General features: G+C 60.9%; 10 protein-coding genes. 1 reads left to right on the top strand and 9 read right to left on the bottom strand.

Annotation, left to right across the window (positions count from 1 at the left end; translation table 11 throughout):
- Positions 1-11: 11 nt before the first annotated feature.
- From QZH45_RS14045 to QZH45_RS14030, 4 genes are all read right to left on the bottom strand, one after another.
- Positions 12-3107: an MdtB/MuxB family multidrug efflux RND transporter permease subunit gene (locus QZH45_RS14045; RefSeq protein ID WP_069018190.1), complete on the bottom strand. Its 3096-nt coding sequence runs from the start codon at positions 3105-3107 to the stop codon at positions 12-14.
- Entirely contained in the window at positions 3104-4420 is a 1317-nt protein-coding gene (locus QZH45_RS14040; protein WP_055135494.1) for an MdtA/MuxA family multidrug efflux RND transporter periplasmic adaptor subunit, read from the bottom strand. The genes QZH45_RS14045 and QZH45_RS14040 overlap by 4 nt, the downstream gene beginning before the upstream one ends.
- 190 nt (positions 4421-4610) lie before the next feature.
- Entirely contained in the window at positions 4611-5111 is a 501-nt protein-coding gene (gene tpx, locus QZH45_RS14035) for a thiol peroxidase (protein WP_055135495.1), read from the bottom strand.
- Positions 5112-5215: 104 nt separating this feature from the next.
- A complete protein-coding gene (locus tag QZH45_RS14030) occupies positions 5216-5887 on the bottom strand; it encodes a DUF3313 domain-containing protein (RefSeq protein WP_024779992.1) in 672 nt (223 codons plus the stop codon).
- Positions 5888-6127: 240 nt separating this feature from the next.
- Between QZH45_RS14030 and QZH45_RS14025 the strand changes: the two genes are divergently transcribed.
- On the top strand, positions 6128-6817 hold the full coding sequence (locus tag QZH45_RS14025) for an aspartate/glutamate racemase family protein (RefSeq protein ID WP_055135496.1): 690 nt from the start codon (positions 6128-6130) through the stop codon (positions 6815-6817).
- A gap of 52 nt (positions 6818-6869) precedes the next feature.
- Here the strand turns inward: QZH45_RS14025 and QZH45_RS14020 are convergent, their stop codons facing one another.
- The 5 genes from QZH45_RS14020 to QZH45_RS14000 all read right to left on the bottom strand — a co-directional run bounded on the left by QZH45_RS14020 (position 6870) and on the right by QZH45_RS14000 (position 12708).
- Positions 6870-7367, bottom strand: a complete 498-nt coding sequence (locus tag QZH45_RS14020; protein ID WP_055135497.1) for a GNAT family N-acetyltransferase — start codon at positions 7365-7367, stop codon at positions 6870-6872.
- A 595-nt stretch (positions 7368-7962) separates the two neighbouring features.
- A complete protein-coding gene (locus QZH45_RS14015; RefSeq protein WP_024779989.1) occupies positions 7963-8760 on the bottom strand; it encodes a transglutaminase family protein in 798 nt (265 codons plus the stop codon).
- Positions 8757-9707 (bottom strand): alpha-E domain-containing protein, encoded by a 951-nt coding sequence (locus tag QZH45_RS14010; RefSeq protein WP_024779988.1) that lies wholly within the window; start codon positions 9705-9707, stop codon positions 8757-8759. The genes QZH45_RS14015 and QZH45_RS14010 overlap by 4 nt, the downstream gene beginning before the upstream one ends.
- 3 nt (positions 9708-9710) lie before the next feature.
- On the bottom strand, positions 9711-11120 hold the full coding sequence (locus tag QZH45_RS14005; protein ID WP_024779987.1) for a circularly permuted type 2 ATP-grasp protein: 1410 nt from the start codon (positions 11118-11120) through the stop codon (positions 9711-9713).
- Between the two features lie 556 nt (positions 11121-11676).
- Entirely contained in the window at positions 11677-12708 is a 1032-nt protein-coding gene (locus QZH45_RS14000) for a glycine betaine ABC transporter substrate-binding protein (RefSeq protein WP_053191690.1), read from the bottom strand.
- Position 12709 lies beyond the last annotated feature (1 nt).

The following is a 12709-nucleotide window of genomic DNA, read 5'->3' as shown; positions in this document are numbered from 1 at the left end:
TCTACAAGCCGTCATGCCTGCACCTCTTTCCCATCAACCCGGGCAAAGCGCCGCCCGAGGCGATCGAAATACAGGTAGATAACAGGCGTGGTAAACAGCGTCAGCACCTGGCTCACCAACAACCCGCCCACCATCACCAGCCCCAGGGGCTGACGCAGCTCCGCGCCGGAGCCGGTGGCGAACATCAATGGCACCGCGCCGAACAGCGCTGCCAGCGTGGTCATCAGAATCGGTCGGAAGCGCAGCAGTGCGGCTTGATAGATCGCTGTCTGCGGATCGACACCTTGGTTGCGCTCCGCATCGAGGGCGAAGTCGATCATCATGATCGCGTTCTTCTTGACGATGCCGATCAGCAGGATTATGCCGATGATCGCGATCATGCCCAGGTCGTTGCCGCTGAGAATCAACGCCAGCAAGGCACCGATGGCCGCCGAGGGCAAGGTCGAGAGGATCGTGATCGGATGGATGTAGCTTTCGTACAGCACGCCCAGCACGATGTACATGGTCACCACCGCCGCCAGGATCAGCAGCAAGGTGCTGGACAACGAGGCCTGAAACGCCTGGGCCGCGCCCTGGAACTCGGTCTGTACCCCCACCGGCATGCCGATTTCGTGCTGGACCTTCTCGATCACATCCACCCCATGCCCGAGAGCCACGCCGGGCGCCAGGTTGAAGGACATCATCACCGCCGGGAACTGGCCGATATGGGCAATCGCCAACTGGGCCTGACGCTCCTCGACCCGAGCCAGACTCGACAGTCGCACCTGCCCGCCATCGGTGGACTTGACGTAGATCTGGTCCAGAGCCTGGGGACCGATCTTCTCCCCGGCCTGGGCCTGCAGCACCACCCGGTACTGGCTGGCCTGGGTGTAGATGGTAGAAATCTGTCGCTGGCCAAAAGCGTCATACAGCGCATCGGTGATGTTCGACACCGACACGCCCAGGCGTGAAGCCGCGTCGCGGTCGATTACCAGGTAGACCTGAAGGCCCTTGTCCTGCAGGTCGCTGGCAACGTCGGTCAGTTCAGGCTGATGGGCCAGGGCTTCCACCAGGCGACCACTCCAGAGGGTGAGCAATTCGGCGTCCGGTGACGACAGGCTGAACTGATACTGGGTACGACTGACCCGGTCTTCGATGGTCAGGTCCTGTACCGGCTGCATGAACAGGCGGATGCCCACCAGGCGATCCAGTCGCGGTTGCAAGCGGGCAATGATCTCGCTCGCGCTGTCATCCCGTTCGTTATGGGGCTTGAGGTTGATCAGCAGTCGGCCGCTGTTGAGCGTGGCATTGTCGCCGTCCACGCCAATGTAGGAAGACAGGCTCTCCACCGCCGGGTCGGCGAGAATCACCTTGGCCAGTTCTTGTTGGCGCTCGCTCATGGCGGCAAAGGAAATCGACTGCGGTGCCTCGGAAATGCCCTGGATCACCCCGGTGTCCTGCACCGGAAAGAAGCCCTTGGGCACGGCCAGGTACAACACCACCGTGAGTACGAGGCTGCCCACCGCAACCAGCAAGGTCAGCGGCTGGTGCTTGAGCACCCATTGCAGCTTGCGGCCATAGGCGGCGATCAGCCAGTCGATCCACGCCCCGCTGGCACGGTAGAAGCGCCCCTGCTCATCCGCCTTGGGCTCACGCTTGAGCAAGCGCGCGCACATCATCGGTGTCAGGGTCAGGGAAACCACCAGGGAAATCAGGATCGCCACCGCCAGGGTAATGGCGAACTCACGGAACAACCGCCCGACTACATCGGCCATGAACAACAACGGGATCAACACGGCAATCAGCGACAGCGTCAGGGAGATCAGCGTGAAGCCGATCTGCTTCGCCCCCTTGAGCGCGGCCTGCAACGGGCTGTCGCCGTCTTCGATGTAACGGGCGATGTTCTCCAGCATGACGATCGCATCGTCCACCACGAAACCGGTGGCAATGGTCAGGGCCATCAACGTCAGGTTGTTGATGGAGAACCCCGCCAGGTACATCACGCCAAACGTACCGATCAGCGACAGCGGCACGGCCACCGACGGGATGATGGTGGCGCTGAAACGACGCAGGAACAGGAACGTCACCATGACCACCAGAGCGACGGCGATCAGCAACTCATGCTGCACGTCGGTGACCGAGGCGCGGATGGTCTGAGTGCGGTCGGTAAGCACAGTAACGTCCAGACCGGCCGGCAGGTTATCGGTGATGCTTGGCAAAAGCGCCTTGATCCGGTCCACCACCTCGATGACGTTGGCCCCCGGCTGGCGCTGGATGTTCAGCAGCACGGCCTGGTTTTCGTTGGCCCAGGCGGCAAGACGCTCGTTCTCGGCGCCGTCGACGATCTGCGCCACGTCCTTGAGCCGCAACGGCGCGCCGTTGGCGTAGGCCAGGATCAGCTCGGCGTAATCCTTGGGCGAGGTCAACTGATCGTTTGCATCGAGCATCGACACCCGGGTCGCGCCATCGAAGTTGCCCTTGGGCTGGTTGACGTTGGAGGCACCGATCAGGGTGCGCACATCCGCCAGATTGAGACCGTTGGCCGCCAGGGCTTCGGGGTTGACCTTGATCCTCACCGCCTGGCGCTGCCCGCCGGCGATGGTGACCATGCCGACCCCACTGATCTGGGCGATCTTCTGCGCCATGCGGGTGTCCACCAGGTCGTTGAGCTTGGGCAACAGCATGGTTTTTGAGGTAATTGCCAGGGTCAGCACCGGGGTGTCGGCCGGGTTGACCTTGTTGTATACCGGCGGCGCCGGCAGGTCGGTCGGCAACAGGTTAGTGGCCGCGTTGATAGCCGCCTGCACCTGCTGCTCGGCGACATCCATATTGATCTCGAGATTGAAGCGCAGCGTAATCACCGAGGCGCCACCGGAGCTGGTGGAAGCCATCTGGGTCAGGCCCGGCATCTGTCCGAACTGCCGTTCCAGGGGCGCGGTCACAGCACTGGTCATTACGTCGGGGCTGGCGCCTGGATACAGGGTCATGACGCGGATGGTCGGATAGTCGACCTGGGGCAAGGCCGACACCGGCAGCAACCGATAGGCGATCAGGCCAGCCAGGACGATGGCCAGCATGCTCAGCGTGGTGGCGACCGGGCGCAGGATGAACAGCCGCGAGAGGTTCATGCGTCGCCCTTTTTCGCCTTGTCGGCCACGGCCGGTTCAGCCGGGGCTGCCGCAGGTTTGCCCAGCAGGTGTTCGGTCGGCGTGGTCGGCACGTCCTGGCTGTCGTTGACCACCTCGACTTCGCTGCCTTCCTTCAAGCGGTCAGTGCCTTCGAGCACCACCCGTTCGCCGGCGGCCAGTCCTTCAGTGACCACCGTGTGCTCGCCGTTATTGGCGCCAATCTTGAGTTGCTTGATGGTGACTTTCTTGTCGCCCTCCAGGGCATAAACGAAGGTGCCGTTCGTGCCGAACTGAATGGCAGCGGTCGGCACCAGGACCACATCCCTGAGCGTGTCCGCCAGCAGACGCACGTTGACGAACTGATTGGGGAACAGCGACTGCTCGCGGTTATCGTAGCGCGCCTTGAATTTCAGGGTGCCGGTGGTGATGTCGATCTGGTTGTCCAGGCTTTGCAGAACTCCGCTGGCCTGGAGCTTCACATCGCCACGGTCCCAGGCTTCGACGGGCAGCTTCGCGCCGCTTCGATAGCGGGCGAGGACTGTGTCGAGCTTGTTTTCCGGCAGGGTGAAGACGACGTTGATGGGTTGGGTCTGGGTGATGACGGCAAGGGCCGTGGTGTCGTTGGCCGCCACCAGGTTGCCGATATCCAGTTGCCGCAAGCCGACGCGCCCGGAGATCGGCGCACGGATCCTGGTGAACTCCAGGTTGAGCCTGGCATCGTTGACCGCCGCCTGGTTGGTCTTGACCGTGCCTTGATACTGCCCCACCAGCGCGGCTGCAGTGTCGAGGGTTTGCTTGGCGATGCTGTCCTCGGCATACAGGCCGCGATAGCGTTCTAGATCCACTTGGGCGTTTTTCAACTGGGCCTGGTTCTGCAGCAACGTACCCTCGGCCTGCAGCAAGGCGTTCTGGTAGGGGCGCGGGTCAATCTCGGCCAGCAGATCCCCGGCCTTCACCATCTGCCCTTCTTCGAAGGCGATCTTGACCAGCTCACCACCCACTCGGCTGCGCACATTGATGGTATTGAGCGCCGTGACGGTGCCCAAGGCCTTGTAATACACCGGGAAATCTCCGGTGACGGCGACCGCCACCCGCACCGGAATCGGCCCCGTCGCACCGCCAAATCCGGGCCGCATGCCGCCCGAACGCCCCATGTGCCCAGCGGCGGCTTTCTGTTCTGCGGTGGACTTGTGATCCGCGCCGGCGGGCCAGAATTTCCAGGCCAGCACCGCGACGACCAACACGATGAACAGGCTGAACAGCCAACGACGGGATTTTCGGGGAGCAGAGGATTGCATGGAGTGATCAACCATTGGGCGCGTGGGCATCTTTTATGGGAGGCTGAACGATAAGCACTGGCGGGTATTTAGCAAAGCGCCTTTACCGGCAATTTACCTTGGGCTTACGTACCGCGTTGCAAGCTAAGCATTTGAAGTACAAACGAAAACGGCCTGGACAGGGCCAGGCCGTTAACATTTGTAATAAATACTCTGATCAGAGCACTTATTTCAGGACTGCGAGCGCAGCATCGTAGTTCGGCTCTTCAGCGATTTCCTTGACCAGTTCGCTGTGCAGCACGGTGTCGTTTTCGTCCAGCACGACCACGGCACGGGCGGTCAGACCCTTCAGCGGGCCATCGGCAATGGCTACGCCGTAGTTCTGGATGAACTCGGCACCGCGCAGAGTGGACAGGTTCTGAACGTTTTCCAGGCCTTCGGCGCCGCAGAAACGCGCCTGGGCGAACGGCAAGTCAGCGGAGATGCACAGCACGACGGTATTGTTCAGCTCGTTGGCCTGGGCATTGAACTTGCGCACGGACGTGGCGCAGGTCGGGGTGTCGACGCTTGGGAAAATATTCAGCACCTTGCGCTTGCCGGCGAAATCCTTCAGGGAGACGTCCGACAGATTGCCGGCAACCAGGGAAAAGGCTGGCGCCTTGGAACCGGCCTGCGGCAACTGGCCATTGACTTGAACCGGGCTGCCTTTGAGGGTGACTTGAGCCATGAACGGATTCCTTCTGACATGTTTGAAAAAGGTCGAGGCCGGAGTTAACCATGAAATGCCGCCGCGACCTATGGCTGGACATAAAAAGTCATGGCTTATCTACGCTACTTGTCCTTGAGCATCAGGAACGACTGGTGCAGATCCGCTGCCCACCCATCGATGACCCCCTTGACGTCATCGGGCTTCATTACCTGGGACTCATTGGACAATGACTTTCCCGTGCCCTTGCGCACGACCTGGGCGATCACCGCATTGTTACCGCCATCGAGGAACACTGCCTCGGTGCCCAGCGTGGTTTCCTGGTCGCGAATACCGCTGGCGGTACTGACGGCCGCCGCCACCAGCGCGATCGGAATCACTTCATAAGGCTTCAGGCCCTCGGTCTTGCTGCCGACGGCGGTGATGGCCGCACGCATTACCAGAACCCCGGGCCCCGGACCTGTCGCCAGGGGCAAGGACTTGCCTGCCTCTCGCCTGAGCGCCTGATCATAATACGCGGTGATGCCGGACAACGTGGTCTGGGGAATTTTCACGGTCGGTTGCGGCTTGGGGTACAGCTGCGTCGGTTCAATATAGATACGGGTGTATTTGCCCGGTTCGATCCCGGGATCGACCCAACGCATCACATCGGCCCCCGAAGGTGATTTCTCTTCCTTGAGCCGGCTGTAATCCCCCAGGAATCCGGAGTATTGCTCCGGCTGAGTGACTTTGCTGGAACATCCCGCCAAGGTGAGCGAGAAGACACAGGCGATGCCGAGAATGGACACGAACTTCATGCTGTCACTCCTGTAAGCCACACGAGACGGGGCCGGGACTACAGGTATAGCCAATGGATCGAATACGCGCCTGCCAGGTTTCTCCTCGCCCCGGGTTGGTGGCGGCAAGGGCCCCATACCATGACACCTGGCGCACAGATGAGCGTTACAGTTGATGTTCCTCTGGCATCTACCCTTGAACAATTGGAGACTCCAGGCAGGCCTGTCCCGTCGACACAGGTCATTGCCCGAGGACATCCAATGCGCACCATCGGCCTTATCGGCGGCATGAGCTGGGAATCCAGCGCCGAATACTATCGTTTGATCAACCAGCAGGTACGGGACCGGCTCGGGCCGTTGCGCTCGGCGCAACTGTTGATGCACAGCGTCGACTTCGGTCCGGTGGAGCAAGCTCAGCACGCCGGGCGCTGGGACGAAGCCGCCGCCATCCTGGTGGATGCCGCGCGCCGCCTTCAGGCCGGAGGTGCCGAGTGCGTGGTGCTGTGTACCAACACCATGCACAAGGTGGCGGCGCAGATCCAGTCGGCCATTTCGATTCCATTCCTGCACATCGCCGACCCCACCGGCCAGGCTGCCCTCGACGGGGGTACCGTGACGGTCGGCCTGCTGGGCACGGCGTTCACCATGGAGCAGGATTTCCTCAAGGAGCGGCTGAGTGCCCAAGGGCTGACCGTGCTGGTGCCCGACGCAGAAGAACGCCAGGCGGTGCACCGCATTATCTATGACGAACTCTGCGTCGGCGTGATCAACCCGGCATCACGCCAGGTCTATCAGCAGGTCATAGAGTCCCTGACCCTGCGCGGTGCCCAGGCGATCATCCTGGGCTGCACGGAAATCGGCCTGCTGGTCAAACCCGAGCACAGCGCCCTGCCCCTGCTCGACACCACCCACCTGCATGCGCTGGCGGCGGTGGCGTTTGCCCTGGACTGATCGACAGGTCTTCGGGGACCTGTCCTAGGTAGCGCCCGCAGCTACAACGTGCTCATCGCAGGCGCGCCATGGCCAGGGTGTCGACCCAGCGCCCGTCGCGCACCGCGTAGTCACGCATCAGGCCTTCAGTCTCGAAACCGAATTTACGGTACAGCCCGACGGCGGCCTCGTTGTCGGCGTATACCGTCAGCTCTACCCGACGCAGGTTCATCCAGTTGTCCGCCACCTCCAACGCGGCGGCCAGCAGCATCGAGCCCACGCCCTTGCCTTGCCAGGCGACGGCGACGCCCATGCCAAGGCTGCCGCAGTGAGCACGACGGATACGCGAATACTGCTCCAGCCCCAGATTCCCAATGACAGCGCCCTGATGCAGCGCGACCAGTTTCACATGGCGCTCATCGTCGATCGCCAGACGCCTGCGCCACACCTCGGTGGACTGGAACGGCATCTGTAGCACCTGGCGGGTAACGGCCGGGTCGTTGTAAAGCGCGGTCACTGCGTCGAGATGGGCTTCAGTGAAACGGACGATGGTAATCGTGGGCTCTGACATACGGTTCCTTCCTGGAAACATGACATGGCCGTCGACTATAAACCGCCAGTTAGCCCGATAGCGACTGTGCAGACGCCTTCGCGGGCAAGCCCGACTCCCACAGGGGATCGGGTGGTCGCTGGATTTGAGCCCGACGCCAGCCCCATTGTGGGAGCGGGCTTGCTCGCGATAGCGGTGGATCAGATTACGGGGATGTTGGATGTGCAGCCGCCATCTCGAGCAGGCTCGCTCCCACAGGGGGGCGGGTGGTCGCTGGATTTGTGCCCGACGCCAGCCCCATTGTGGGAGCGAGCCTGCTCGCGATAGCGGTGGGTCAGATTACGAAGATGTTGGATGTGCAGCGGCCATCGCGAGCAGGCTCGCACACAGGGGGATCGGGTGGTCGCTGGATTTGTGCCCGACGCCAGCCCCATTGTGGGAGCGAGCCTGCTCGCGATAGCGGTGGGTCAGATTACGAAGATGTTGGATGTGCAGCCGCCATCGCGAGCAGGCTCGCACACAGGGGGATCGGGTGGTCGCTGGATTTGTGCCCGACGCCATTTCCATTGTGCGAGCCTGCTCGCGATGAGGCCTTGCGCTTCAGCGAGTTTCTCGTTTATTGGTGTTGCACCTGCACCATCGAGTTCACCTGCACCCGCGCCTGCATCTGTTCTGCCCCGCCGCCGCGACGCATGCCGCGTACCGGGCAGGCGTCGAGGTAGTCCAGGCCGACCGCCAGCTTCAGGTGTCGATCAGGGCGGGTCAGGCGGTTGGTCACGTCAAAGCTGTACCACCCGTTGTCCAGCCAAGCCTCCGCCCAGGCATGACTCGCCAGATGAGTCTCATCTTCGGAGTACAAGTAACCGGAGACATAGCGCGCCGGAATACCCAGGCTACGCGCGCACGCCAGGAAGGCATGGGTATGATCCTGGCAGACGCCCGCACCGCCGGCAAACGCCTCGGCGGCCGTGCTGCTGACAGCGGTCGTGCCCGGGCTATAGGGCATGTGCGCAGCAAGGCCTTCCATCAGATCGACCAGCGCATCGCGATCGCGTCGCCCTGCACATTGCGCCATGGCAAATGCACTGAGCGCCTCATCCGCCTGGGTCAGACGGCTCGAGCGCAGGAACGGTAGCGGCGACTGCGAGTCCGGTTCCATCTCCACCTCCTGATGGATTTGCACCTCGCCATAAGCCGTCAGCACCAAGGCGCCGTGGGGCTCGTCCATGGTCATCACATGCAGGATGTTGCCGTAGGGGTCGAGTTGGCTGCGCACCAGGCGGGGCAATTCCAGATGCCATTGCAGGACACGCTGGCGCTGACTGTCCTTCGGGGTCAGGCGCAGGAACTGAATGCTGGTGCAGACTTCATCGGCATAGCGGTAGGTAGTGTCGTGGCGTATGGACAGTTTCATACGACCTCCAGATAGGACTCGTGAACGGTCTGGCCCAGATGACGGATCTGGTCGATGAGGTCAGTCAGCCAAAGGTGCAGGCCCGAAGCCAGGATCTCGTCGATCCCGGAATAGCGCAGGCGCGCATTCAGTTCCGCAGCCAGGCGCTGGGCCGGACGGCCGTTGTGGCCGGGCAGACTGGCGAGGATCTGATCGAGCTCCTCGATGCAGGCATGCAACGATCGGGGGACATCAGCGCGCAGCAGCAACATCTCCGAAACCTGCTCGGCATTCGGTGCATTACGGTAGATCTCGTTGAAGGCCTCGAACGAAGACAACGCTCGCAACAGGGCACTCCACTGGTAGTAGCCGCGCGCCGAATTGTCGCTGACCTCTTCCGATTCCTCGCCGAACATTTCGTAGCGCGCATCCAGCAGCCGCAAGGTGTTGTCCGCCCGTTCGATGAAGGTGCCCAGGCGAATGAAACAGTAGGCATCGTTGCGCATGATGGTGCCAGACGTCGCCCCGCGGAACAGATGCGAGCGCTCCTTGACCCATTCGCAGAAATAACTGATGCCGTAACGACCCAGGCCATTGCTGGCGATGTTGCGCATCTCCAGCCAGGTGGCGTTGATGTTTTCCCACATGTCGGCGGTGATGCGCCCGCGCACCGCATGGGCATTGGTCCGCGCCGCCCGCAGGCAGCTGTAGATACTGCCGGGATTGGTTTCATCCAGGGCGAAGAAATGCAGCATGTGTTCGCTGTTGAGTTCGCCATAACGCGCGTTGTAGTCGTCCAGCGTACCGGCCGCCAGCAACGACATCGCCAACTCGGCATGACCGTCGCTGCGCCCGGCCTGGGGCATCAGCGACAGCGAGTAACTGACTTCGAGCATGCGCGCCAGGTTCTCGGCGCGCTCCAGGTAGCGGGACATCCAGTAGAGGTCCGAAGCGGTTCTTGAAAGCATGTCTTAATCCTCCACTACCCAAGTGTCCTTGGTGCCGCCGCCCTGGGACGAATTCACCACCAGCGAGCCTTCGCGAAGCGCCACGCGGGTCAGGCCGCCCGGCACGAGGCGGGTTTCCTTGCCAGAGAGCACGAACGGCCGCAGGTCGATATGGCGAGGCGCAATACCACTTTCGACAAAGGTCGGGCAGGTAGACAGGCTCAGGGTCGGTTGGGCGATGTAGGCCTCGGGGCGGGCCTTGAGTCGAGCACGGAAGTCTTCGATTTCCGCCGCGGTGGCCGCCGGCCCCACCAGCATGCCGTAGCCGCCGGAGCCCTGGGTTTCCTTGACCACCAGATCGGGCAGGTTCGCCAGTACATGGGACAGTTCCTGGGGCTTGCGGCACTGCCAGGTAGGGACATTCTTCAGGATCGGTTCTTCGGTGAGATAGAAACGAATCATCTCATCGACGTAGGGGTAGATCGACTTGTCATCGGCGACGCCGGTACCGACCGCATTCGCCAGTACTACATTGCCGGCGCGGTAGACGGCAATCAGACCCGGCACACCCAACATCGAGTCTGGATTGAACGACAGTGGGTCGAGATAGGCATCGTCGAGACGCCGGTAGATCACATCCACTTGCTTGGGACCGGCTGTCGTGCGCATGTAGACGTGGTCGTCGCGCACGAACAGATCCGCGCCCTCCACCAGTTCCACGCCCATTTCCCGCGCCAGGAACGCATGTTCGAAGTAGGCACTGTTGAAGCGACCCGGGGTCAGCACCACCGCAGTGGGATTATCCAGCGGGCTCGAACTCTTGAGTGTGTCGAGCAAAAGGTTCGGGTAATGATCGATAGGGGCTACCCGCTGGGCGGCGAAGAGCTCGGGGAACAGGCGCATCATCATCTTGCGGTCTTCGAGCATGTAGCTGACACCGCTGGGCGTGCGCAGATTGTCTTCCAGCACGTAGTAACTGCCGTCACCGTCGCGAACCAGGTCGACACCGGCGATATGGGCGTAGATGCCCCGGTGCAGGTTCAGGCCCTGCATCGCAATCTGGTAACCCTCGTTGGCCAGCACCTGCTCGGCGGGAATGATGCCTTCCTTGAGGATGTGCTGCTGGTGATAGATGTCGGCCAGAAACATGTTCAGGGCCTGGACCCGCTGGATGCATCCCTGCTCGACCTTTTGCCATTCACTGGCCTTGATGCTGCGGGGAATGATATCGAAGGGAATCAGCCGTTCAGTGCCCTGCTCGTCCCCGTACAGGGTGAAGGTGATCCCCGCTCGATGGAACAGCAGGTCGGCTTCGCGTCGGCGCTGGTCGAGCAGTTCGACCGGCGTGTCCGCCAGCCAGCGGGCGAAGGCTTGGTAATGCGGGCGGCAGTCACCCTTGGCGTCATACATTTCGTCAAAAAAAGCTCGGGGCATAGCCAACTCCCAGCCGCGTTCTACACGGCATTTCTTATTACTTCGTCATTCCAATGGTCCGGCCTTGCCTTGTGTTAATGAGCCCTGTTTTTTCTTGGCACCTCGATGGACATTCGTCTCTGGTGTGGCCCTTTGCGTCTGGATGACGTGCGCCCCCTGGTTAAATCCGCGTGATGAATCCCTCCTGTAATCAAGCCATCGGTACGTTGCCTTAGCTGTTGAAGCGTAGCAAAGGCTATGCCTAAGCACGGAACAGCCAGAAACTGCTGGCGAAAACGGCGGAAAATTACGACCAGGCGAAATTCGATGTCTTTTTTGCGACAGGAACAGCCTCTATAGCTGAAACGTTTTATTTCAGCCGTCCCTGGAGGGCGCGGGAACGAGTCGAATAGGTGCACAAAGACCGGTAACAGGACGCGAATGCCCCGAAAGAGGGAAATTTTTACTCACTGCTGGGGAATTACGAGAATGTCTTGCCGGATCTTCAGGCACAAAAAAAGGCATACCGACTCTCTCGGCATGCCTTTTCCGTTGCGATCCATCCCTGATGTCTTTTCTACAGTGTCTCGGAGACTTTCTTGAACACATCCTCAGGCACCCACCCTTTCCAATCGGCGGTGTGGTTACGCAAGTAATAGCGCGCCGTCTGCTCGGGAGTCTCCTTGTTGGAAACCATTCGGGTTGCCAGCGTCCGGATAGTGTCGGTTCCCACGAACATCGACTTCAGGAAAGGAAGGACGCCCGGATGCTCTTCGGCGAACCTGGCTGAGGTGTATTTATTGAGTGGAATATCTGCATAGGCACAGGCTTGTTGGCTTCCAACACCTTCCTTGAACTGCGCGAGGCTTTGCTTGATCGCTTCCCAGCAGGCTTCGCTGTAGGCGGGCTCCTCCAGACGCGTAAGGGCCAGCTCGCCCATCAGGGGGCTCGGATCCCAGTAATACGTCATGAAAGGCTGCCCTTTTTCGTAAGCGGAAATGATCGCGGCGTTGAGCGCCGACTCGGACTTGAGCTCCACTGGCGTGAACGTTTTATCGATCCCGTAGGTGGCCATTTTAATCAGGTTGATTTCCCGGCACGCCCAACTGCTGATGCAGTTCAGCCAGGTCGGCTTGCCCGATCCCGATGCCTGTCTGAAGACCTCTGCATACTTGGGGAGATCGGCGACGCTCTTCAGATCGGGGGTCGTCGGCTTGATTCCGCGACCGGCATCGCCCTTGATCATGTAGGTGGGGACATAGAAAGCCTGGGTAAGACGTTCATAGGTGGGGCCGAAATCGAGGATGGCTTTCTTCGCCGTCTGATCCTGGACCCACTGTGGCATCAGTGAGGTAAACACCTCCATATTGATATCGATGGCACCGGTCTCCATCGCATTCTGCATTTGCGCGATATCAAGACTGACAGACTCCACGTTCATACCGTATCCATGCTTGAGGATGTACATGGCGATATGATTGTCGATCTGAATATTTTCCCAGCCTCCATCGTAGAACCGGATCGGACGCGTGTCAGATGTCGCCAAAGCCCAGTGGGATGTCAGGCTCAGGACGAAGCAAAGCACGGTACGCAGGAACAGTGAGGACATG

Origin of the sequence: Pseudomonas corrugata, assembly GCF_050920615.1 — a bacterium.
Classification (GTDB): domain Bacteria; phylum Pseudomonadota; class Gammaproteobacteria; order Pseudomonadales; family Pseudomonadaceae; genus Aquipseudomonas; species Aquipseudomonas corrugata.
Note: the sequence above shows the minus strand (reverse complement) of the source record. Positions and strands in the feature narration are given on the sequence as shown.